Consider the following 24,596-nt stretch of genomic DNA (forward strand, 5'->3'; position numbering starts at 1 on the left):
TTTCCCCTCAGGGTTGATCCCGCGCCATTCTGAGGATAGTCACCACTCTCGCGCTGGAATGGAAGACGATCCAGCTAGAGCTTTGAAATAGCTTGAATCACACGTGACGTCAGGTTGTAGGCTTTGAAATGAACAACATGAGCAAAGCTACACCACGAAGGCGTCGATGGCGCATTGGCGAACTTGCAGAGGCGACCGGAGTAACGGTGCGCACGCTGCATCACTATGAACACACCGGGCTCCTGGCCGCTTCAGAGCGTACTGACGGCGGCCACCGGATGTACGACCGCGAAAGCGTGCAACGGGTTCACCAGATTCGGGCGCTACGTGAGCTTGGCTTCTCCCTTGTCGAGATCCGTAAAGCGATGGAGGGCACAACCTCACTTACCGATCTTCTGCGCAAACATTTAGAGCGGATAGAACTTCAAGTCGCTCGGGCGACTCTGCTGCGAGATCGCTTGCGCAACATGACCATCGACGGTGATATCCGGGTAAGTGTGGATGAGCTGCCTGCCACTCTTAATGCCATGTCGCGGGTCGAGACGCGTAATCAGACGTCCCGATGCACCTGCAAGTTAGCTGCAGATCGCGAGGAGCGGTGGCGGCGGATCCGCGACGACCTGCGTGATTGTATGGATCGGGGCGAGCATCCCTGTGGCGAACGGGCAAAGGCCGTCGCAGGCGCAGCACGCTTGCTGATCAGCGAAATCGCTGGCGCCGATTCACGCGTTTCGATGATCCTGAAGGTACTTGCACGATTAAGCGCCCCCCGTAGTCTGGCTGGTTGGGATCCCTGCCTCATGCAATATCTCGATCTCGCGCTTGGCGGGTTGGAGGAGCAGCCGTACTAACGCCTGATGGCCGGCTCCGTACGGCATTGCCGAGCGGCCCTGGCAATCTGAAAACGCGATGACACTTGGTAGATCGGCGGCTCTGACGCGGGCCGACGGAAGCCGGACCGCCCTCATGACCTCGCCGAACGCCGGTTCGTGACGCACTGATCGAGGCTCCCATAAAAAGGGGCTTGAACCGCACGTAACGTCAATTTGTAGGCTCAACCGTGGTCGAAATCTGGCCGACCTAACGCCAGCTTCATTTGGCAGACAGCCTCGACGTGCAGGCAGGTCTGATCACAGCTGCTGGCGGTTCTCTTCAGGTGAGCGTTGGGAGCTCTACGATGTTAAATGGGCGTTACGCTTCCGCTGCGAGTGCAGCGCTTCTGTTCTGCGCCCTCGCCTCGGTTGCGCGCAGCTCCGAGGTCAATATTGCCGTAGTGGGCCCAATGAGCGGAAGCAGCGCTGCCTTCGGCGCGCAAATGCGCGATGGTGCCGCTGCGGCGGTGGAGGCGCTGAACGCTTCTGGCCTACTCGTCGACACCAAGGTGATATTGACTGTCGCCGACGACGCTTGCGACCCGAAGCAAGCTGTCGCAGTCGCGAATAAGCTCACAACCGAGCGGGTCCGGTTGGTCGTTGGCCATTTTTGTTCTTCTTCGTCGATCCCGGCCTCCGAGATCTACGCCGAAGCAGGCGTCATTCAGGTGTCACCAGGTTCGTCAAATCCTCAGCTAACGGAACGGGGCCTTGAGACTGTCTTTCGGATCTGCGGCCGCGACGACCAACAGGGCATCGTTGCTGCGGAGTACATTCACCGGAACTACCCTAACGACAACATCGCAGTGCTCGACGACAAGAGCACCGCAGGTAAGGGTATTGCCGACGTGGTTGACGCACAGCTTCGGAAGTTCGGTGAACAAGTCATTCGGCAAAGCTATGTAGCTGGTGAAAAGGATTACAGAGCGCTGGTCTCAAGAATGAAGAAGGATCGGGTGCGCGTCGCGTATATCGGCGGCTATCATACCGAAATCGGATTGTTTGTACGCCAGGCGTCAGAAGCAAGAGCGGGACTCATCGTCATGGCGAACGATCCGTTGATGACCTCTGAATTCTGGGCCATTACAGGCAGCGCGGGAAATGGCACGTTGTTTACCTTCATGCCGGACCCCGCTAGGAATGCCAATGCGGCTGGCGTGGTGGCCGGACTCAAAGCGTCCAACCTGTCCGCTGAAGGCTACACGCTTTACGCCTATGCAGCCGTGCAAGCATGGGCAGAGGCGGTGAACCGGACCGGCTCTTTCAATGCTGCGCGCGTCGTCAACGCGCTTCGTTCACGGCCGATCGATACTGTGATTGGCCCAGTCCGGTTCGATAGAAAGGGAGACAATGCGGCTCCTGGTTTTCTGGTTTACCGCTGGCGAGACGGCCGTGTTGAAACTGTCGAGCAGAACTGATTGGCGTCATCGCCGTCTCCCCAAAGCCGAAGCGACACGGATGATGAGACGCACTCAGATCGGAGCAGCGATACTCGCAAGCTCTCTCATACTTGCAGCCTTCGGTGCGTTTTTCGCGTTCGTTGCAGCGCTCGCAGAGCTACCCGATGTCGACCTCACGGCGACGCTACGCCCGATGATAGACAAATAGTAGCCGTGCCGGGCTGATCTGGCTCGCAAGGCACAGGACCTCTGAAGCGGCAACCGATGCTTCTGGTCGAGAACATGCCGCAGTGAAAGCGCTTCAGGAACATCTATCGAGGGTGCGGCCGGACCGCCATTTGCGCATTCTCGCGACCCACTCACATGGTGCAAGCTCAGATCCACGTCCCCAAAGAGAAACGGCCTAAGCGGTCAAATGATGAACGAGACCTCTTTGAGCGCGACGGCATGAAGCAACCAGGACTCGCCATCTGACCATAATCGGAGATTGATCGAGTGAAGAGTGGACTTCCTCCAAGACTAAGGTGCGGCATTTTTGACCATTTGGATGACGACGGCCGAGATGTCGCACGGCAATATGAAGATCGCCTCAAGCTGACCGAGGTCTGCGACTCGCTCGGCTTCTACGCTTATCACCTGGCCGAACACCACTGCACACCTCATGGCAGAGGGCCCTCGCCAAACCTGTTTCTATCAAGTGTCGCGCAGCGAACCCGGCGATTACGTCTCGGTCCGCTCGTCCTGTTGCTCAACCTTTATCATCCGTTGCGCGCATTCGAAGAGATCTGCATGCTTGACCAATTGAGCGGCGGCAGGCTCGAGCTCGGGATGGGCCGCGGCTCCCAGCCGATTGAATGGGGCTATTTCGGTATCAGTGCCGACGCTGCGCCAAGTCGTTATACGGAGGCCAGTGAAATCCTGAATATTGCGCTGAAGGGACATAGGCTATCTTATCACGGAGACCACTTCGAGTTGAGCGACGTACCCTTAGCGTTGAGGCCTCATCAACGTCCATATCCGCCCATCTGGATCGCAAGCAATCGGGCTGAGTCGGCGCAGTGGGCCGCGGCAAATGGCGCCAATCTGGCATGCATAGGCCCCGCCTGCGTTGTCCGGAACGTTACGGACGCCTACCGTTTCCATCGAGCCCACAGCACAGCCGCACACGGCCGCGAGCCATTTCTCGGGCTGGCCCGCATGGTCGTGATTGCGAAGTCTGATCAGGACGCTCATGCGGCGGCGGAAACCGCGTATCGTCGATGGCTAGAGAGCTTTAAGTTTCTTTACGAGCTTAACGCCATTCCGACACCGCCCGCGCTTCCGCTGACCTTCGATGCAGCACTTGAGAGCGAATTGTGCGTCGTTGGAACGCCGGCTTCCGTCCGACAGGTCCTTCTTCAGCAGATGGAAGTGGCGGGCGCGAACTACTTGCTTTGCCAGCTTGCATTCGGAAACCTTCCGCTGGAGATTTCCCTGTACACCGCAACCGCAATCAAAGCTGAAATTCTCGATAGCTTTGGCGGATAATGTCTGCATTGGGGGATCGTATGCGTGGCAAGTATACCGACGCACTGATGCCCTGGGCGCAAAGGCGACCGTCAGCTCAATGGCGGCGATATCTGACCGCCTCGCGCTCCTATTTTGGGGACGAGCTTTGGCTTAGGAGTGTTTGCGAACCGCTTTATCAACTTGTCCCGGCCGAACGCTCTTTGTCCGCTTCGATCTCGCGGGGCTTTTCAATGAAGACCCGCGATTGCTCAGGGCTCGTCCTGCATCTGCGGGAGGCCGGAGCTGGTCGGACAGTCGCCGACGAGACTCTATGACCTTCTCTTCGGCCTATGAGGATCGAGGAGTTTTTCTGTCACCTTCGTGACATCTGGAGTCCAATTTAGAGGCATTCGCCAGCGGCTCGCTACTGCGACCCTTTCTGTCTTCTCAATCATGGCCGGTCATCAACGAATCAGCAGGCTCGCAAGGACCCATAAGCTCACTGCGGCAAGACGGCAGAAAAAAAACTGCCCCGCTTTCACTGGAAGAGAAAGACTACGCGCGTGCGCGATCCACGAACCGGATGCATTCCATCAACACTTTCGATTTTACCAATTTCAGCCAAATACCCATAAGACGATCGCCGGTTTCCGGAAAGCACATTCCACGGATGTCGAGTGAGCAATGAACCCATTTTGCTTTCAGCATAGTCGCAGGGCGCTTCAAGGTTCTCGTGGCTGCATCGCCAACGACAGCCATCAATCTTTGGAATCGACGCACGAGCGGCGTAAATGCGGTCAGATTGCTAATCGCAACGTCTGGCGCGCACTCTATCGCGCTGGCGCCTCCCCCATTGCAATCATACTAGGCCCCTCCAGGAAGATCGACTCTCACGCACACTGCTTGGCCAAGGTAAATGCGTGCGCTGCATAGAATTGGGGCAGGCCAACCGTCCTCTAGACCGGTGCGGACTGACCGTTTTGCCCTGACCGGACGGGCAGCGCCGACGATCCGACGCCGTCGTTGCCTTCAAACAAAGCTGTGCAGTCGGCTATCTGACCACGCTATCCTCCGGCCAGGCCGAGGCACTGACGTCGATCGGTGTGATTCGACCGGCCTCGCGATCTTACTGCCCACCCCTACACGTGGTGTGATCGTGGATTCTCACTCTGCTCGCGTCCTCGGTCTTCGTCGGCGGGCGGCTTCCGCGCCCATTTCCTACAGACTGGCGCCCCCCTATCTCATTCTATGCGCCGGCCCGCTTCGACCGTATCCCGGCGCGGTTATCCCTTCTCTGCAATCCTTACATCGCCACCGGAACGAGGGGTGGAGGCGCGCGATCTGCCGGCGTCACCCACATTCCAAAAGCCGATCCGCACCCTCACTGGGTCGGGCATCGCGTGTCAACGAATGCCAAGACAAACCGCAGACGTATGTAGCGGATGTTATTTCTGGATTGCCTGGCGTGGGCTGGGCGATAATTTTCTGGCATGATGAGGCGACCGGTCTGGACCAGCTGACGGCGCGCCTTCAGCAACAGCTTCGTCCAGCGCCGAGCGCTCTTTGTGGCACTCTGCCTGGCGAGGCCTCCGGTTACGTCTGGATTGCTATGTCAGGCGACAAGCAATCGCGCGGCAGTTTGGGCCGCAATTCCCGACTTGCCGTCATCAGCGGCATCCCCGCCGGCTGGAGTCACTGCGACTGTCAACGCGCTGGATCGGCTCGACGGTCGAATCACATGACAGTTCGCAGCGTTCTCTGCTCGATTTCGCCTTTGCGGTCCTTTCGCGGCACATGCCTGCCGCCCTCTCCCCCTTCGGCGACCGCGCGTGCGCACCTTGGCTTGTGCAGCAGCCATTCGTTCTATCGCCGCGTCTGCCAGTCTCGCGGACGGGAAAGCACGACACAACCCTTACTCAGCCTGCTTCCTGCATTTAACTAACTTTGGAGCAAACACCGTGGAACTTGACCCTTCCAATTCACGCTCAGAGGACCTCGAGGATCGCATCGACCTGCAACTCGACCTCGTGGCCGCCCTCATACGCGAAGAAGGCAACGAGCTCGAAGCGATCCGACTGCTAAACGCCCTGACGAACCAAATGATTATGGCGGAACTGGAGCTCGGCCAGCTCGGCGATGCCAAAACCGGGGACCCCGCCCGCGACCAGCAAACGACGCGACCGTCGCGAGACCGTGGCGTTTACTACCCAGAAGACCTTCAGGTTTTGGGACGCCTTTTCGATCAAGCCGTGGCGGCATTACCCGAAGTGCTCCGAACTCCCGCTAATCAAATGAGGATTGCGAAACTAATTCTGTCACGTGCAGCAGCAGACTGAGATTTCATTTGGCTTTCTCTGCGGTTGATGCCGCTTTTATCGAACGTTTATAGCTGGGCTGACTGCTACGGCCGTACGCGCCAGGGATCGGCGACTCGGCGTTTATGGGCTCACCGTGCCGTAAGCGCGCCGATTCCGCTGGCTTTTCCGTATCACAACTGTTCACCACCATGCTCGAAAGCGGAAGCCCGCACCGAGAGCGGGGCTGCGAAGCGTCGAGAAGGACGGCGCCCCGCGGACACATGTCAGAAAGCAAACAAGCCGTGGCCGGAAAACGCCACAGGCTTCGATAAAGCGTCTTAGCTAGAGACCGCGAAAAGAGGCGAACGATCCATTTTCATCGATGTTCGGCTTTAGTCCGTGATTGGCATGGCCCCAATCTTCCGATTGCAGGAAAAAGAGCCTCAATTATCGACCGATACCGAGCAACAAGGGCACTTCGGCAACGAAGCCGCGCGAACAGCGCGAGCTCGTTTCAACCGCTTCAGAATTATTCGAATGCGCCTGGCAATCCGACATTCGGGGTCATCGGAACTTCAACAAACATCTATAACTTCAGTGAAGCATCGAGAGCAGCTCGATGTCCGAGCGTACTGCGGCTCTGATGTCTTACTTGCTGAGACAAACCACAGGCGCTCGGTTTGCTTTTGCGAAGGTACTTCCTTGTATCAGGACGGCGTGGAGTGTTGAGATGGATCAGCAGATGCAAGATGCTATTGTGAGCGTCGCATTTGATAAGGCCTGGCGCTTTGTTGAGAAGGATCCGTTGCTGGCGCATAATCGCAAGACGGTTCTCCATAGCCGATTGTGCACTTTTCTTCAGTCTTCGATAAAGAAGGGCGAACGGAATACTTTGAATCTGGCTAACGAGGCGATACGCAGCTTGCGGGCTGAACTGGCGCGGTCGACCGAGCAATAGGGCGCTTGAACCTGTACTGCCACATTAGCTTGGCTTGTTGAGGCTCTTGGGGCCTTATGCGGCGGAAAAACACCGGGGCAGAGCGTGGTGGAGCTTACCTTCCACCAATGTTCAGCCCCGCTGAAGAGGAGCACGTTCGCGACGACTATCGCCTATGCAGCTCTTATGGTGCCCCCAGACCGGTCACCTGGAATCCAGTGCAAGTCGGCGACGAGACGGGACAGCCGCGCTAATATTCGCTGGCGTCAGGAAAAGCCATACCGTTTCTCCTGACCCTTAGCTCGGCACGAGCGCAAGTTCAAAGGGCTCATCAAGCTCAGCCGCATCCACATCCGTCAATCGAGGTCGAGGTTGAGGAACATTGTGCTACACTTGCGAAAAGTCCTGAGCCAAAGCGATCCAGGCTGTGATCGATCATCGCCGCATCTCACGATTGCAAGTGGCAGCACGACCGTCCTGCCGGAAGAATGAGCTCGAGCGCCCGAGGCGGGTCCTCGATCAGCGGTCTTCATTTGCCGAACTCTCTGAATAGCGAGCATGCACGGGACCTGCTGGCGCGGCCTGGCTCTGGCGCCATTTAGCGATAAAGGAAGCCAAACAGTTCGCATCGCGTCCATCGGAGACCATCACGAACGGATCGTGTTCGAAGAAGAATCTGCGCGAAACGCGCCACTTTCAGGCCCCAGCATTTCGGTCGAGGCATGGAAAAGATGCGCGCTCCACAATCTGACGCGGCGTGCGATTGGGCTCATTTCTTTCGATGACATGTTGTGCGGCAGTTACAGCAATTCGCGATCATATTGTTAAACGCACCGCGCCGGGGGGCATCGAAAGGAACGAACTCAAATGAAGCATTTTCTGATTCTGACCGCAACCATCGGCGCACTCGGTGCCGCCGCTCCCTCGTTCGGAACGGACTTGGCGGGGCAACCTGTCAAGGTCAAGGCGGTACCGCTGCCGGTCGCAGCCCCGATTATCGATTGGTCCGGCTACTATATCGGCGTCAATGGTGGCTGGGGAACGAGCCGCAACTGCTGGGACTTCAATGGTGTCACTCCCGAGGGCTGCCATAATTCGACTGGCGGTACCATTGGCGGCCAGGTTGGCTATCGTTGGCACATCTTCAACATGGTCTACGGCATCGAAGGACAGGGCAACTGGGCCGATTTCAGCGGCTCCAATGTCAGCACCGCCTTTCCGGCAAACACCATTGGCACCACGACAGACGCATTCGGTCTACTCACGGGACATATCGGCTACGCGTTCAATGCCGTCCTACTTTACGGAAAGGGTGGCGCTGCGGTGACCAGCAACAACTATCTCCTCAATTCGGTAGCTACTCGCACCGAACTTGCCAGCAGCAATGATGTGCGTTGGGGTGGCGTGCTGGGGGCCGGTGCCGAAGTCAGCCTCACGCCGAACTGGTCAGCTGGCGTCGAGTATAACCACTTGTTCATGCAGCGCAGCAACATAAGCTTCCCAGGGTTTGTCGGCACGGACCGCGCCCACCAGGACATCGATCTCATCTCGGCGCGGCTCAATTACAGGTTTGGCTCGCCCTTTGCCAAATAGAGACCTCCACGCGGTTGCGTGAATCCGAACCCCGACCCCCGGTCGGGGTTCTTTCCTCAGCTGGTCCTCTCCTTGGCGGTCCCAATCCAGTTCAGAAGCACCAGGTGCGCGCTCGTCTGAGTAATGGACCCAGAGGCTAGTTGGAGTGTGGCCGAGATGCCGCCAACCACTGGAGGAACAGGTCAGTCGATTCGACAATTCATCGATCTCGTGAAAGTCCCACAACCTCACGCAGCGTGAGATAGCGGACTTGCTCCAAGGAGCGTTGCGAGCTCGTCGAAGGTGCCATGCTCAATATGCGAGAAGCTGGAGGCCCACGATTTGCCTGCTAGTGCCCCTTTCTCAAATTCAAAGAACATTTAGGCGAACCGCCACAACGACCGCCTGCATCCGACTGGTTGCACCCAGCTTTCGCATCGCATTCTTGACATGAAAGTTGACTGTATTGTCGCTGATTCCGAGGATTTTCCCAATTTCCCATGACGATTTCCCCTCCGCCACCCACTGCATGCAACTGATCTCCCGCGGCGACAGTGCAACTTTTCTTTCGCAACCATTATCGCTGGGACGCGAGATGTCGCCATAGGCGGTGTGAAACTGCCAGGCCAGGGCGTTGAGATGACCGATGTGGTCCTGAGGATCAGCATCGTCGAACGCAGATGCAAACGACACCACAGATATCCGACCCAACGGGCCAAACAACGGCACACTCATGCCATGCTTCAGCCCCGCCTCTCTCGCCTCGTCCAGTACGCGTCTTTCGTCCGGTTGAAGCTGACAGTGGTCGGCGAGTTGATCCCATAAAAACGGCCGCGAATGCATCGGCGTACGCCGGACCACCGGATCGATAGTATGGTACTTGCGCTTGAAGTATCGCTCGCACCAGTCTGGCGGCCACTTCACAGCCACAGTTGGCGGTGGATACTCCGCCAGGCGAAGTGGCTCAACGAAGTTAAGAGCGCCGTATGCGACTTCGCTGAAGCCTTCCTTGGTGGCACAGCCTACAAGAAGCTCGAATAGCGCTCTGAGTGAATGAGTCTGGTTCGCGCATTCGGTGAAGCTAAAGAGGTCCATGATGGGCGCTTCAGTGCGATGATCGATCTCCACGTCGTCGTGTTCGATTGCGCTTGTTTTAGGCCGAGCCAAATTCCAGTCCATGAGCTGAACTCGAGGGTTAGTTTATTCGTGCAGTCTGAGCGCTCGCGCTATGCCGGACGCCATTCGACGAATTCGTTGCACCGCCGCCGAATGCGCCGGCAGCAGCCCTGCCTCCGAGGCTGAGCGGAAGTGATCGGTCCGTTTTGCCGATAACGCACTGGCCAAATCGGAGATCATCGCCCATGATCCGTGTTGAAGAATGATGTCGTTGATACGAATCCAACGGTGTCCCGTTCGATCATGGCGGCACCGATGGTCCGCAGGTCCTGGACTGAGCTTCCAAACAGCTCCACCGACTAGAGGCTTGGCTCTGTTGAGCTTGCATGGCGAGAAAACGCAGCCGAACGACGCTTTGGTTTGTCTCGAAGCCGAGCATGACGAGATCCTGGGCTCTGATCTGCGCGATACAGCAAAGCTCGAGGGGCTTGGCGGCGCGCGACTCGAGGAGCGTCCTATGAGCATCCAGGCCTTGCTTAGGGACGAAGACAATACGAGATTCATGTCTTTTCCCAATCTTGCGAATTGCCATCGCTGACCGTTCGCCGATTCTCCGCCGCGCGACGGCGCCGGGGACGGGATCGATGAGCAACACGGAACAGTCGAGGTAGAAGCCATACTCCCCGCATCATTGTGCGGCGTCTCATCGATTCCGTCCGGCAGGCCTGGCGCAAACGTACCGAACGTGCAGAAAGGGGCCACCTTAAAGGCGCAACGAGAGATACTCGTAACCGCGAGATCTGCTTGATGCGGAGGACATTTTGCATGCGCTTCTCCAGCAGGGAGACGACCCGCGCCAGACCAGCAAGTGTCATACCAACTGCTGATTTGACAAAAACAAACGCAGAAAGAGCTTCGAACGCGCATGATTGGTGCGATGTAGGTCCGTCGAAGCATTCATGACATGCGGAGGAAAGGTGACATCACCATTGCGAGGCGCGACACGAGGTGAGCTACAGCAAGAAATGCAGCTCACCTCGGCCGGCCCGTCGAGTGCCGCTCCCTCAGGCCCCAACGCAGTCTTATTCCAGCCCAGTCAAGTACCAGGTTCGGCAATTGATTGGAGGGTCCCAACATGCCACTCGTCAAGGAACTTGAACTGACTGCAGCTCCGGCCAGCTATTCCGGCGAAGCGCTTCGATCCGTCCCTAAGCAGAAACACAGTTACACCGCACCTGATTGCGCGAATCATGATGGGCTCGGTGGAAAAAGGCGAAGATCGTCGCCAAGATCGGTGAAGCATGGCTTGTCTGCTCTTTGCGATCATCTCACTGCTCTACGCGAGCGTTGGCCAGGCTGGTGGCACTGCATTCGTCTCGCTAATGGCATTTTTTGGTATGTCGCCGACAGAGATGCGCCCGACGGCGCTTGGTCTCAACATTGTCGTCGCGACTTATTCTACGTGGCTCTTCCACCGCAACAAGGCCGTTGACTGGGTCATCCTGCGCCCGCTTCTCTTTTCGTCCATGCCAGCGTCGCTTGCCGGCGGCTTGATTGTGCTCGATGATCACATGTACAAGACGCTGACCGGGCTCGTTCTTCTTCTGGCGAGCGCCGTGATGATCATGCAGCGGGGACGCGCTGCTGATCGTGTTTGCGAAACTCCGCTCACGGCAATCGTGAGCATTGGCGCGGCCCTTGGCCTGGTTTCCGGTCTGACCGGCGTGGGTGGTGGAGTGTTCCTCGCGCCGACGCTCGTCACACTGAGTTGGGCATCACCGAAGCAGACCGTCGCGTTATCACCCCCTTTTATTCTGGCCAATTCCGCAGTCGGCTTCGTCGGAGCTCTTTTCACCGGCCAATTTCCCTCTCCGGATTTGCCTCTTTACGCTATCTCCGCGCTGGCGGGTGCGGTCGCCGGAACGGTAATTAGCCTGAACTGCCTGGACCAGACAGGCATCAGATTTATCCTCGTGGCGGTTCTGGTCGTTGCCGGCATCCAATTGGTTCTCGCTTGAAAGTCTCAGCTGCCATCTTTCGTGGAGCGGCAGGAGATCCAGCACGGTCAGATCGGGGTGCAACATGATGGAGGCAGCAGCTTATGTCTGGTCCGCGCGCCTTGACTAACTCTGAAAGCCGCCAACGCGAACACGAAAAGCTGTCGGGTTGAGCGGCGATGGGACGGATCACCTCGTGCATCCCAGCTGATCGTCATGAACCAAGCGGTCCGTGCCTAGTCACATCCCGTTCGCGCTTCCCATTTGGCGAGAGGGTCAACGTCGGCGGGGCTCGCGAGCGGGATGAGGCGTACCTCCATCTCGTCTATGGCTCGCGCGGCCCTCTCATCCAGGGCGCAGTAACACAGGAAGAAGAGCATCTGATGGGAGGCGATCGGGCACGCTCTCGCTACCCTACGGATCGCGCCAGGGGCCGCATTCGGCTTCTTCAAGAGCGGTGGTGGCCTGGAAATCTACTTCAATGTAGACCTGCAACGCCGCGCGTGTGTGTGGGTTACGTTCTCATGGAGAATGTCAGGGAAGATGATGTGCTGAGCGCCAGAAAGACGCAGGCAATCTTGAGGGCATGGATGCGAAGGCGCGGCAATGAGCCGCCTCGGCCACGAAGCCGTCAAAATGTCGCGCGTGCAGCTTTGAAATCAGCCGTGCCGATAGATTCATCCCTTTACGAGTGCCCGATGAGTTCGATGCCTTCGGCGTTGTATACCGGAGGTTGGGTGGGGTGCCCACTTTCGACTGATCGAGCTGTTTGGCGGCAATCCTCTTCAGGCCTGGCTAGGCTCAGCTCTCATTTTCGCGAGACGAGCTCCTGGTTCGGTGGCCTACCGAACCACAAACTTCCCCTATCCGTTGTGAATGGACTGAAATGCCAGGCCGCGAAGGCTATTTCCATGCAATGAACAGGCCCAGTCGGCTCCTGCATGGCGGCTCCGGCTCGCAGCATCAGAACATAGTGACGGGACGGTCGAAACCTGACCAGGCGGTCTATGTCGCTGAGAGCTGCAGGTGCATCGCATCGATGCGACGCCAATGAAGGCTAACGGAATAGATATACGCGATCTGGCAGGGATCGATAGCTCCAAAGCCGATGTAAAAAGAAGACCACCCAGTTTGAAGCAGAATCGACGCTATTGCAGATAGTGTCTCGTCCGATTGCATCTGGCCGCGATTCGCTTTGCCATCAGCAGGCGTCCAAAGTCGTTGTGAGTTGGTGAGCTGCATTAGACAGCGACACGCCGGCGAACCAAGGCGCCCCGACGCACTTCGCCGGGGGGCTGAAAGTGCGCTGGGGTCGCCCCAACATCATCAGTACATCCGTGATGATGCTTGTGGCAATGAGACAACCAGCGTGGCGGAATTGAGGCTTATGCGTTCGATACTAGAGATTGAGAATTGTTTTCGTCGGCCGCGCTAGAGGACTTGAATCGCACGTCGCGTCACGTTTTGCTAGTGCGCTCCTCGCTCTCATCTAGCAAGCAACTTATCTTTTGTGTCACGCCGGCCTTTGGAGGAGGCATCCGTCGAACTCTATGAGCAACCAATCGGCTTTGCTTGAAAAAACCGGTCTGGAGATCGAGAGGCCGAGCTGCTCTTGGTGAACCTACAAGTCCCTGTTTCCGTCGCAAAAATGACGGGCCGTCAGCGGATCCGAACTGACGTGCCCTCGGGTGAGCGATTGATCGCTCGCTCCAGCTCGTCGGGGACGTCTGGCCGCTTCAACCGTGTTCGCACGAGAAACTTCATACCTAAACGTCCAGATAATCGCCAACGATCGGCTCTCACTCCTCGCTCTGCTCCTAAGCCGCGTTGGCAGTAACATCGAAAACGGGACCAGATCTCAAAAACCACTAAGCGGGTTTGACATAACGCAAAGACACAAGAGGCGGCATCGGTCAGCTTCATGCTGTTCGAGCATGGGAAAGCTAAGTCTTGCAGACCTGCCTTCTAAACAAGTATTGCGATGCTCGCCTGCCTTGGTACACCATCTATCCAACCGTACCGGATTTCTCCGGGATGGTCGGTGCCAAGACTTGTGGGACATGGCTGAGGCGGCTGCCTCCCGACGAGCCAGTATCGCTCTACATCCACGTTCCGTTCTGTCGCTCTATTTGTTGGTATTGCGGTTTCCCTACAAGCCTCACTCGCGGCGAGCGACCGGTCCGCAATTACTTGGCAGCAGTGCGGGACGAGATCTGCTTGGTCGCAGAGCAAGTGCCGCGCGCTCTGCCGGTGCACGACGTGCATTTCGGCGGCGGGACGCCGACCACCATTGCACCGAGCGATTTTCTCGCCTTGATGGAACTCCTGCGCCACTGCTTTACATTCAGCAAATCAGCTACCATTGCCATAGAAATCGATCCGCGTGGGGTCACGGCCGAGATGGTGGAGACGTTGGAAGCGGCCGGGATCAACCGCGCAAGCATAGGCGTGCAAAGCTTCGACCCCGTGGTTCAAAGGGCGGTGAACCGAGTCCAGAGCGAGGTACAGACGGCTTCTGTCGTCGAAAGGCTTCGCCATCATGGGATAAGGCGCATCAATTTCGACCTTCTCTTCGGACTGCCGCATCAGACGGTGCGGTCTTGCGTGGACTCCGCGCGGACGGCTCTGGCCATGCGGCCAGACCGGCTTGCGGTTTTCGGCTATGCTCACGTCCCGTCCTATATGAAGCGTCAGCGCCAGATCGATGAGACGGCGCTGCCGGATAATGTCGCCCGCGCTGAGCAAGCCGCGGCTATTGCAGATACGCTGGTCTCGGCCGGCTACCGCCAGATCGGGCTTGACCATTTCGCCCTGCCCAATGACGAGCTCGCGCTGGCCCATAAAGCTGGTCGGCTGCGCCGCAACTCTCTGGGCTATTCGGCTGATACCTGCAAAACCGTAATCGGCTTAGGTCCGTCAGCCATCGGCCGTCTGCGCGACGGTTACGTCCAGAACGAGATCGCAACCGCTTCCTATCACCGACACATTCAGGCCGGCCGCCTGGCAACCGCAAAAGGCTACTGTCTCACCGCGGAAGATCGCCTCCGCGCCGCAATCATAGAGCGTCTGATGTGCGATTTGCAGGCCGACGTACCAACGATCTGTGCTGCTCACGGATTTGATCCGATTCCTCTTCTCCATTCGGCCGACCGCCTGGGAATGCTTGCAGAAGATGGGATAGTGGACATTGAAGAGGGATTCATTCGGGTCAAGCAGGAGCACCGGTTTGTCATTCGAGCTGTTGCTGCCGCGTTCGACACTCATCTCGACCGCATTCCGATTAACTAAGCCACGCATGTGAGCAGATCCCAAACCTCTAAGCTCTTCGCAGGCGGCGATCCGAAGAAGCCATCGGGCAGGCACGCCAGATGGGTGTGATGACACGACCTTTCAGAGATGATCTCAAAACTGGCGAGGGCTGATTGGAAGAGAGCGGCAGCGGATGCGCCGTTCAGGGCCACGGCTCGATCATGCGGAAAGTGCTCTGCACCACCTGCCCTGGAGTACTCTCGATGATAGTGACGGCCTCACTACATGCCGCTGGAGACGACGGCGCCCGCACAAGCTTCGGCTATTTTACGGCCGGAGGAAGTTTTGCGAACCTACGGGCCACCTCATCGAGCACAGTTGGAGACTCGACGCCTGCAGCGTCTCAGACCTCAAGGCTCGGATGTCTTCGGTGCGGCGATCACTGGCGCGCCTCCGACGGAAACAGGTCCCTGTGGTTTGGGCCGCCCGAAGCGTTTCCTGGCGACCCGCGAAGCAGTCCGGGCTGACGACAAAGGAGGCTCGGAAGCAGCAGAAGGAACAGGTGTTAAACTCTGCAGCGCATCGATCCGCGAAGTCAGCATGGTGATCTGATCCAGGATCCGTTTGAGGTCATCCCGCTGAGCGTTGATCCGGCTGTTGAGTACTGCGATCTCGTCGCCGGTTTTCTGCTGTGCCCACTTTATCTCAAACAAGGATGCCCTGTCCTCCAGTGACAGGCTCATCGTCGAAGCTTCCGGCGTCTCTACAAGGGCTTCAAGGTTCGCCCAAAGCCAGGCGCCAGCAGCACACGAGCCAACGAGGACAAGCGGGAGCACTAAGACCGGGAGGATCCGTCTTGACGGCCCGTGCAAGAGCGGCCGCAAGTCTGAAGCGGCCGCTTGATCCATCAAGTCCATTGTCCCTCGCTCAGGATCCCATTCCAGCGGGCTTGTTTCGTCGACGCGATAGGCTGCGATGCTCACGCGCTCCAGGAGCTGCGAGCGGCCGACAATAATCAATCTTGCCGAGCGTCCCGATCGGCCGCCCTGCTGCTACGAAACGCTACTTCTTGAGCAACGCAACGCGACAATTTGCCCGCGTCCTCCATGATACCGTCACCACTGAGCAACGGTACTCATCTTCGCCCGCGACGGCGCAGCAGTTTCTCGCCATTCAGGAGAACCCTGGGGATTTTCTTACTCACGGCACGAATGCAAACCGTCCACCCATTCCTGCAGAGTGTTCGATGGAGTCCGCTCTTGCCGGACCAGCAACCTCATCCGGGGCAGCGACGGCTGATCGACCAAGCGGCAATGGCCGATTGGAACGGCAAGAGCTGTACCTGGTCAACTACCAATTCCAGCAGATTGTTCGAGATGACGGGCTCGTGGCAAGCGTGACCAATGAACGCCGCGTACGTCAAGGATTCGGATGCAAGACAGGTTGTGCCGCGCTCTCGGCCGCCAGCAACTGTTCGCCGTTACTCGCCAAAGCTGCTCGATGGCTGATTCCTCAGGTCTTCTGGGCCATCACGTTGGATGTTGTGGTGAGGTTGGCGCGCGCGCAACTTCAAGCCTGGCTATTGTCTCGTGTTTCGCTGCGAACGATACCGCTAAAGCGCTTCGTGAATCCAAGCCTCTTGCACGGCGAGCCTTGCTTTCCGGTAGCTGCCGTTTCGTCCAGAAAGCCCCCTTCGATGCAGACGCGCGACACCGCCAGACTCGCCTGACACACAGTGGGCAGGGCGGACATTCGCAATGTTTTGGTGGCCAGGACAGCAAGCCCCTGCGCGCTCGTCGTGAGCATCTGCCGAGCCAGCGCCCTCCTCTGGCTCTCGGCGCACCGGCGTTATGCACCAGCAAAGTTTCGGACCAGATCATCGTCGTGTCGCGGGGTGAGAGGTTCAGGAAACCTGAGTGGTCCTCTTCGGATAGATCGTGTTCTGGCTCGTCCCTCTCGCCCCCGGACGCGAAAACGCCGGGAGCTCACTCTGCCCAATCAGGCCGCAGTTCAATCTATTCATCGCTGGGCGATATGGGCCCGAAGTACGCCATGCGTGATTGCCTTCTTGCGACCAGCTCGCCTGGGACAAACTCGGCTACGGCAGCACTTTCGTTCGATTTGAGATCAAGGGGAAAGCCATTTTGGCTTGTTATCGCGCTTTCGCTAGCGGCTTGTCCGGTCGGCAATTCCGTACTGGCACAAACAGCGAGCGGACTTGATCCTCGTAACCACTCCGTGGATCAGGCCAGCAAAAGAGGAAAGACCCCCGCTCGGGCCGCGAGGCTCCCGATCGACCTGATCCGTCAGGAAATCCGCGCTCCTGCCTCGGCTCCAGCAGAAGGTCTCGGAGTGCCTTTCGAGAGGCGCGGCAGTGCGGGCAGGGGTGCTCCGACGAGACCGCAAAAGACGATCGATCCCTTTGAAAGGTACGACAAGCTGCGTGAAAAAGGGTTGTGGTTCAACATACCTGGCCCTGCGGACACGATTGATCAGGACAGGGACGGCGTTAGATCGGCTCTGGCAGATGTCGGCATCGGGTACATCGGCTGGACAAGCAACAGCTTTGCAAACAACCAGCTGCCGAATGCGACCAGAAGCCCTATCGCAAACCAGCTCTATATGGGCCAGAATCCGACCTTCGCGTCGGCAAACTTCATGATCGTTACCTACGATCTCAGCCGGTTTGGCATTGCCGACGGACAGATCGTCGTAGGAGCCGAGCACCAATACTCGACGTGGGATCGCCCGGGACCAGATCGAGCGGGAATCAACACGCTCGCCTACTACCAGACTTTCTTCGACAGGACGCTAGAACTCAAACTTGGCTACCTCAGAAACCAAAATGAGTTCACCGGCACATTGTTCGGAGGAATTACAGGATCGAACATGTCTGCCTTGTTCCAGGCAGGGATGAGCACCAATGCTGCGCCGACGCCAGCGGTCAACTTGAAGTACAATTTTGACGATCGCTTGTACAACAAGGTCTCCGTCCAGCGCTCAATCAGTCCAGATGGTGCCTATGCCCACATAACCGAGAATCCCACCGGCTTGAACTGGAGCACGGCCAACACGGGCATCCTTCTCGTTGAAGAAGCCGGCTACAAGAGCAAGGCTGCTGCCGGCGTACCCGACACGTGGCTGCGGGCGGGCGTTGGTTTGAACAGTAGCCGCTACACGAATTTGGCGGATCTCAAGCAACGAAGAGAGAGCGGGAATAACTTTCACTACATCGCTGCGGACAGGCAGCTCTGGCAGAATGACGCGGGTGGGATGCCGTCGCGCGGCATCTATGGCGGCTTCTCCATCATGGGAGCTCCGCCTGACCTCAACAGGATCAGCCAATATTACGAGCTTCGTCTTTATGCGAAAGGGCCTTTTGATAGCCGGCCCGGTGATCTGATTGCAATCGTTGCTAGCAAGACGAGCTGGAGCAAATTTGCGGTGGATGCTGCCTTGGCTAAAGGCCAGCTTGCGCATCGCGATACCACGGCAATCACTGGAACATATACCGCCCATCTTGCTCCGGGAATATATGCAGGCGTGGGACTATCATACATTCATAACCCCACAGGCATCACGCACACGCCCCACACTGAACACGCGCTCAATCTGCTGGTATCTACGTTGATATTCTTCTGATCATCGCAGACGCCATTCTGATTTCAGCATCTCGTGCCGCATGGGACTTGAGCTTCGCGATCTTGTTGAGGAGACCGGCTGCATCTGCGCGAGACGAGCCCGTGTAGGGGTGCGCCAGCTGCAAGAGCTTATAGAGAAAAGATGTCGTTGGACCCCAAGCAAGGTGAGGCGGAGTGTTGAGGAGAAGCTGGTCCCGAGCGCGGTCATTTCCAAGGTTGTCCACCGCGAATAACTCTCTGCCCGGAACCATGGCCGCGTCAGGTTCTCGAAAGCTTACGCGACTAGGCAGACCTGTTCAGGTGATTCTGGAAGTGAGGTTAGCGTGGACCCGCAAGATTTTGACTCGTTTAACGTGCCAGCTTGGTCGCAAGTGCAGCACGCCGTCTCTCAAGAGCCGCAGACGAGCCAAGCCGGACAAGATGGTTTTGAGCAGCACTTGGCTGAGGCAAGGCAGGCCGAACCCGCTCCCGTTGGCGGACGAGGCTCCTATCCCCATCTATCCAGTGAAGACGGGGACGTTATCGACAAGGCGATTGCTCAATATGTGGATCAGAAGAACCCACAACCGAACACGGTGAAGCTTTATACTTCGGCACTTCGTCGACTGGCGAATGATCTCCGCGGCCGTGGCCAAACGACTGATCTAAGGAACCACCAGTCCCTGGTTAATCACCTAGATACTTACTTTCCTAAAGACGCACTCATGAAGACTGCACTAAGCGTGCTTCGTGCGTATCACGATCCCGACCATGTAGTTTCTCGGGGGCGACGGCGCGCGCTCCCTTCAGCGAAAGACGCATCTAACGATGGTCAGCAATCTCCGGACGAGGCGATGGATCCACGTGCCCGGAGCAATCTCCTGGCAAGTGAGGAGGCCCCCATCAATCATGAACATGACACAGCTCAATCGAGGGCAGCGAAAAGACAGAGGACGCTGAACGATCTGGAAGAAGTTCTGGTATATCGGAAACCGACCGCAAGCGCCGCTTTAGGAGGAAGTGGCGGAGCAATGCCGGTCGCCTCACCGGGCGTCATAATCCGGGGGCAGTGGGACAGGCGACCTCTTTATCCCGAGGATGCTGCCGATATCTTCAGGCTTGAGGAGGCGCTTATTGCGGGCGGGACGGCCGCCGTTACGGCGAAGCAGCATGCAGGTTCTCTTATCGGCTATAGTCGTTGGCTCTTCGCAAAAAACAAACCAAGCATTGTTGCTCGGTTAGACGGCAAATCGCTGAGCGATGGCAGTGACGTGCGCGAGTTCAGCGGTGCCTCTAATAGCAACAGACTCCTTAAAGCATTAGAGCATCTGCGGACCTTTCGGTCGACGGGCGGCGTCGCTGCCATCGTGCGTCCAGGGCGTACTCGCGCTAAACTCAATCCTTCCCCTCAGAACGTGGTGCTAATCAATCCCGAAGCCGCCTTACCGACAGAACCGACACGCATCGACAGCGCCGCTGCGCAGCACGGCGCGTCGTACGAAGCTAGTCGGCAAGAGGAGCATCAGGAAGGACACAACAATCAACCGGTCCCGTCGGCTCTCCTCGAAGGACAGGTCGCTGTCGATCCAGAGCAGCTTCCACAGGAGCAGCTTCAGCGCCTGCGCGACCATCTTGATGACCAAGCTATCCCCTCGCCAGTTTCCCTGCCTTCAGAGGAGCTTCAGCAACTGGAAAAGGAATTGCGTAACGAGCTTCACCGGCAATCGAAGGATCCCGCTGATACCTCGTTTCCCTCTGATCCAGAAGAGTTTATCATTGATCTGGACCAGTTCTCTCCAGCGGAGTTTCAGCGACTGCTTGAGGATGAAGACGCACAGGAGCTTACCGAGGGGCGAGATGATCAACCCGCCACCTCGGCTTTCATCCAGGAGCAAGTCGCATCCGATTCGGAGCAGCTCCCTCAGGCAGATCTTCGTCGAGTACTGGATCATCTCGATGATCAACCCAGCGACCCGCCCGTCTTCGTCCCTCCAGAGGAGCTGCGGCAACTGGAAAAGGGCTTGCACGACGCGCTTCACGGACTAACGGATGATCACTTCGCTCCTCCTGTTTCCATTGATCCAGAAGAATTTACTTTCGAGCCAGAGCAGTTTTCTCCAGGGGAGCTTCGGCGACTGCTTGATGATGAATAACCAGAGGAGCTTTAGGAAGGGCGAGACGCCCGCTTTCCTGCAAGGGCACATCGCTTTCGACCCAGAGCAGAGTTCTCACGAGCGACCGTCGGGAATACCGCTATGTTATTGCTCTGCCTGAGCCATCGTTGAGGCCAACCGTCTGCTTGACGCCCCATTTCTTGACAAGGGCGATCCGCCCCACATGGCATCGGGGCTGTTGTACCGAGTAGAGGCGGGCTCTCCCATTGGCAGGCCCTTCTGCCATGGGTGATTGTTGTGGTGCGAGATAGCCGTTGACGAAGCTAGTCTTCGCGACTTTGAAGGACCGATATCGCCTCAAACTCTGGCGATCATTGGAAGCCTGTCCCGACCATCAAGACACAGAAACGCAACCGGGAAAGCCTCCCTCCTCGTTGTGGCCGCCCGTTCTGGTGATTTGGTTCTGTGGGGATTCGTGTTTTGCCGCTGGGCCCGGACTTAGCGTCTCCGGATCAGGCTGTCCGCGGCGATAATGGGGGAATTCTAGAAACAAGCGTGCTCGTTCCTCCCTGAGCGGGATCAGCAAACGTGATGGCACCAGCTGATGTGAGCACAGGCTACAAGTGCGGTATCATGACAAGCGGCCCTGACTTAAATCATGGCAGCGAACGGGCCGACGCGCTCATGTTTCGAGCACGACGCAATGAGGCACACGATCCGCGCAGGAGGCCGGTTGTCATGCAATTTGACAGCTGCCGGACGCTGCCTCACATGCGGGTCTTGCAGGGCAGCGTACCCCTGTATCCAAACTTCCGTGTTGAATGGGTCGTTTGACTCGTTCGGGTTCACGCCGCGCTCTCTTGAGACTGTCGCTTCGAAACCTTTCGAGGCAGGCTCGGGCCCGATGTACGGACAGCGGAGAGGTTGCCGCTTGAGAAACTGACTGAGCCGCCATCGCCGTCGAAGTGAGGCGTGTATTCACGCCCAACCTCTGCGATCTGCATCGATTGGGTGCATCGCCGGTCAAGCGCGCGCGTGATACAACGCCTCGCGCGAGCTGCCTGGGCATTTGGAATTGCAGCCAACTTGCTTCTTCACCGAGGTTCGGGATAAACGCGAACGCGCTGGCGTCCTTCGCTTTCCACCAACTCGCCCCTATATGGCATTCCGCGGATTTCGAAATAGGTCGGCCGCCCGGGCTGGGGCATGATGCCCTCGCCTTCCAAAACGCGCACGAGGTAAGGCGGCAGGAACCGCTCCCTATGCTCCCAGCCGCCCCGGATAAGATGGCCAAGATCGACTGCACCTTCCCCGGTTTGCCTTGCGCTTACGATTGGCCGTGGACGATGCAGCGGCCGGGATGGCCCGGCTTCGTTCATCCCAGCGGCGCGCGGGTGATGGATCAGGCGAATATCTCTGCGACCGCCCGGTCCAAATGTCGCCGAATAGCGCTCCCCATTGATCGCAAACTGACTTGGCCCGAACTGGTTTGGCAGCAGATTGATGTTGCCCAAGACATCGATCAGCACGTCTGAAGCGGCCTGGGAGCCGTGGCGCCAGTTGGCGCCAACGATCGCCCCAATGTCCCGCAGCTCCGAAGCCCCCACGGGCGGTCCTGCGAACGGCGAGGCGGCCGCAAATTCAGGTGCTGGCGCGGAGCGCGCATCGTCACGCAAGTCGTGGGGTGTGGGTGGATCCAGATCAACAAAGGACTCGAGACCGCCGTAGACGTTTGACGATCGAGGCCTCACGGACGAAGGCGATGCGGGTTCTTGCATCTGTTGCCCAAGCCAAGCCCAAGCTCCCTGGCTCGGGGTGGCTGGAGTGGCAGGAAGCTCAAGCGGCGGATGAGCCTGCGCGGCCCAGTGCGGCGCCGGCACTGGTGAGGCAGGTTCGTGGATTTGGTCGCCGAGCCAATCCCAGGCTCCCGAGCTCGGCGTCGCCGGGGTTGCGGGAAGCTGCTGGGACGAGCCGGCCCGCCATCCGCTTTGCGGCGCCGGCATCGATGAGCCAGATCCATGCATTTGCTCTCCAAGCCATTCCCAAGCTCCCGCGCTCGGCGTGGCTGGCGTTGCCGGAAGCTCCTGTGGCGAGTGAGCCGGCCGAGCAGCTTCCGCAGAAGGCTGATCCGGGTCCTCAGGGGGCGGCAATCCCAGCGCCCTGTTCGCCTCAAGGATTTGCTGGTAAAGGCCGAGCCTGACCAGATCAGCGTTGATCTTGCTGTCCTTCGTTTCGCGCTTGTACTCCTCCACATCCTGGGCGAGGCCAGGAGTGGACAGGCGGCCGGCGATCGGCTGCCTGCCATTGGTCTGCAGCCACTCACTCAGCCTGAACATGCGGCGAGTTTGCCTGTCGATCGTCTTTGGGTCGATCCTGTGTGTCGCCTTTTCCGCCGCCGCCCACATGCGGATGAGGGATGCGTCCTCAGCACGAGGAGCCAGCCGGCGGACATCGGCTGCCAAGGTGTTTCCGGCGCCGACTTCACGAAGCTTCTTCAGGGCCGCCTTGATGCGCCTGCCGCGGTCCTTTGCGTAGGTGTCGACGTCCTCATCGAGCTCAGCTTCTAGCTGATGGTTTTCCACATCGGGATTTTCCAGCTGCGCGTTTTCCAATTCCCGGCGAATTCGATCGGCAATCGAGGGCCTGCCGGCGTCGCTCAGGCGCGCGCTCAAATGGCGCAAATCGGCTGCCGCATTCTTGATGGTGCCGTCGCTGAGATTACCCGCCGCCTTGTTTCTGAAATCTTCAATGAGCTCCTCATCGGCCGAATTGACCCCGCGCGTCCGGCCCGGCTGCCTTGCATAATCAATTCGTACATTCGTCGAAAAGACGTCAGATTCCCCCGCGTCACGCGACGACTTTCCGCCAAGAGCCTTGCCGATTCCCGACTTGAAGCGTGACCATAATCCGCGGCTTTTTCCGCTCTTGACCGAGGCGGCAGACTCTGCGTCCGGAACGCTGTAGCGTGTGCTGCTGAACAGATCATCTCGCAAACTAGACTGCGGCACTTGCGCCGAAGTGGGAAGCTGGAAGCTGGGAATGTCTACGCTCCGTCGCGTGCCGCCCAGCGTACTCTCCCTGAAAGAGGAGTGCGGCGGCACCCGCATCGAACCGCCGAAATCGTCCCGCCGGACTGCTCGACCACCTCCTGCGGGAGGCCGCTCAGGCGAAGCTGACTTGCTTTCATCAGACGGATCGAGATTCAAGTCCTGCAGCCGCCTTTCAAAGTCTCCCTGGCTCGCTTGGGCTGCCCGCTCGCCGCCCACTCCGCCCCTGAAGGGCGGCGTACTCTCGCATCCAGGCTCCTGAATCGAAGAATGGGTCAACCGGATCCATCCTGCTCTCCTCATGTTTGCATAGACCCTGCAGCAATCCATACGGTCTGGATTACGGCCAAATAGCAGCTCGTTCAGCAAGAGTCAGATTATTTATTGTTGTAGCGGCAACCTTTCGAAAAGCTGACGAGATCAGGATATTACTGGGCGCGAGAGTGGCCCGGAATAGGCACTCGCCTGACCAGGGACGGGGTCGCTCAAATTTTGCGGCACCTCTTCGCCGGCCTCCAGTTCGAGCTGACGAAATTCCTCGACGGACCTAACAATGGATCGCCTGTCGACGTGCGCCGAATTCAAGCATCACCGCCCGAACAGTTAGCTTTCTCGTCAAACCGAGCTCGCTGACTGCGGCAGCGCCTCCGCAACCGATGATTTCACCGCTGCGCGCTTGGTCTCCTCGACAACTTTTTTACCGAGGAGCTCTCGTCCCGAAGCGGCTTTCGACGGGACGCAGATACGCCCTCGCCTCGCACGCGGGAATTTTCGTCACTCGTCAAGACCGAAAGACCCTCATCGAGGGGAGCGCATTGCCAAGACGCAAAAGCACCTTGGCAGCGATGGCCGAGCCTTAGCGATCGATCTTTAGGTACCGCCGCGGA

The 24,596-nt window shown here is 58.1% G+C and carries 15 protein-coding genes; 12 read left to right on the forward strand and 3 right to left on the reverse strand.

All coding sequences use genetic code 11. The features are described from left to right. Nucleotides 1–137 precede the first annotated feature (137 nt). The 6 genes from ACVWY3_RS22890 to ACVWY3_RS22915 all read left to right on the forward strand — a co-directional run bounded on the left by ACVWY3_RS22890 (nucleotide 138) and on the right by ACVWY3_RS22915 (nucleotide 8,587). The gene (locus ACVWY3_RS22890) at nucleotides 138–851 is read left to right on the forward strand and encodes a MerR family transcriptional regulator (protein ID WP_456843430.1); all 714 of its coding nucleotides are present in this window, start codon (nucleotides 138–140) and stop codon (nucleotides 849–851) included. Between the two features lie 245 nt (nucleotides 852–1,096). Next, on the forward strand, nucleotides 1,097–2,290 hold the full coding sequence (locus ACVWY3_RS22895; RefSeq protein ID WP_456840503.1) for a branched-chain amino acid ABC transporter substrate-binding protein: 1,194 nt from the start codon (nucleotides 1,097–1,099) through the stop codon (nucleotides 2,288–2,290). Between the two features lie 477 nt (nucleotides 2,291–2,767). Then, nucleotides 2,768–3,799 (forward strand): LLM class flavin-dependent oxidoreductase, encoded by a 1,032-nt coding sequence (locus ACVWY3_RS22900; RefSeq protein WP_456840504.1) that lies wholly within the window; start codon nucleotides 2,768–2,770, stop codon nucleotides 3,797–3,799. Between the two features lie 1,790 nt (nucleotides 3,800–5,589). Beyond that, a complete protein-coding gene (locus ACVWY3_RS22905; RefSeq protein WP_456840505.1) occupies nucleotides 5,590–6,096 on the forward strand; it encodes a NolY in 507 nt (168 codons plus the stop codon). A 691-nt stretch (nucleotides 6,097–6,787) separates the two neighbouring features. Then, on the forward strand, nucleotides 6,788–7,015 hold the full coding sequence (locus ACVWY3_RS22910) for a hypothetical protein (RefSeq protein ID WP_456840506.1): 228 nt from the start codon (nucleotides 6,788–6,790) through the stop codon (nucleotides 7,013–7,015). 846 nt (nucleotides 7,016–7,861) lie between these two features. Then, a complete protein-coding gene (locus ACVWY3_RS22915) occupies nucleotides 7,862–8,587 on the forward strand; it encodes an outer membrane protein (RefSeq protein ID WP_456840507.1) in 726 nt (241 codons plus the stop codon). A gap of 348 nt (nucleotides 8,588–8,935) precedes the next feature. Here ACVWY3_RS22915 and ACVWY3_RS22920 read toward each other — a convergent pair whose 3' ends face one another. Further along, complete coding sequence (locus ACVWY3_RS22920; RefSeq protein ID WP_456843431.1) at nucleotides 8,936–9,661, reverse strand: LuxR family transcriptional regulator; 726 nt, start codon at nucleotides 9,659–9,661, stop codon at nucleotides 8,936–8,938. Nucleotides 9,662–10,049: 388 nt separating this feature from the next. On the opposite strand from ACVWY3_RS22920, the gene ACVWY3_RS22925 reads away from it, so the two are divergent. The 3 genes from ACVWY3_RS22925 (at nucleotide 10,050) to hemN (ending at nucleotide 14,967) form a co-directional block, all read left to right on the forward strand. Further along, nucleotides 10,050–10,280, forward strand: a complete 231-nt coding sequence (locus ACVWY3_RS22925; protein WP_456840508.1) for a hypothetical protein — start codon at nucleotides 10,050–10,052, stop codon at nucleotides 10,278–10,280. Between the two features lie 703 nt (nucleotides 10,281–10,983). After that, nucleotides 10,984–11,700 carry a sulfite exporter TauE/SafE family protein gene (locus ACVWY3_RS22930; RefSeq protein ID WP_456840509.1) on the forward strand — a complete coding sequence of 239 codons (717 nt, stop codon included), beginning with the start codon at nucleotides 10,984–10,986 and terminating at the stop codon, nucleotides 11,698–11,700. A gap of 1,929 nt (nucleotides 11,701–13,629) precedes the next feature. Continuing rightward, entirely contained in the window at nucleotides 13,630–14,967 is a 1,338-nt protein-coding gene (gene hemN / locus ACVWY3_RS22935; RefSeq protein WP_456840510.1) for an oxygen-independent coproporphyrinogen III oxidase, read from the forward strand. A 371-nt stretch (nucleotides 14,968–15,338) separates the two neighbouring features. Here the strand turns inward: hemN and ACVWY3_RS22940 are convergent, their stop codons facing one another. After that, nucleotides 15,339–15,911 (reverse strand): hypothetical protein, encoded by a 573-nt coding sequence (locus ACVWY3_RS22940; protein ID WP_456840511.1) that lies wholly within the window; start codon nucleotides 15,909–15,911, stop codon nucleotides 15,339–15,341. An 86-nt stretch (nucleotides 15,912–15,997) separates the two neighbouring features. On the opposite strand from ACVWY3_RS22940, the gene ACVWY3_RS22945 reads away from it, so the two are divergent. The 3 genes from ACVWY3_RS22945 to ACVWY3_RS22955 all read left to right on the forward strand — a co-directional run bounded on the left by ACVWY3_RS22945 (nucleotide 15,998) and on the right by ACVWY3_RS22955 (nucleotide 20,701). After that, a complete protein-coding gene (locus tag ACVWY3_RS22945; protein ID WP_456840512.1) occupies nucleotides 15,998–16,657 on the forward strand; it encodes a hypothetical protein in 660 nt (219 codons plus the stop codon). A 509-nt stretch (nucleotides 16,658–17,166) separates the two neighbouring features. Continuing rightward, nucleotides 17,167–18,570 (forward strand): carbohydrate porin, encoded by a 1,404-nt coding sequence (locus ACVWY3_RS22950; protein ID WP_456840513.1) that lies wholly within the window; start codon nucleotides 17,167–17,169, stop codon nucleotides 18,568–18,570. A 322-nt stretch (nucleotides 18,571–18,892) separates the two neighbouring features. Beyond that, on the forward strand, nucleotides 18,893–20,701 hold the full coding sequence (locus ACVWY3_RS22955; RefSeq protein WP_456840514.1) for a hypothetical protein: 1,809 nt from the start codon (nucleotides 18,893–18,895) through the stop codon (nucleotides 20,699–20,701). A 1,055-nt stretch (nucleotides 20,702–21,756) separates the two neighbouring features. Here ACVWY3_RS22955 and ACVWY3_RS22960 read toward each other — a convergent pair. After that, nucleotides 21,757–23,655: a hypothetical protein gene (locus ACVWY3_RS22960; RefSeq protein WP_456840515.1), complete on the reverse strand. Its 1,899-nt coding sequence runs from the start codon at nucleotides 23,653–23,655 to the stop codon at nucleotides 21,757–21,759. Nucleotides 23,656–24,596: the final 941 nt, after the last annotated feature.

This window comes from Bradyrhizobium sp. USDA 4486 (genome assembly GCF_054057995.1).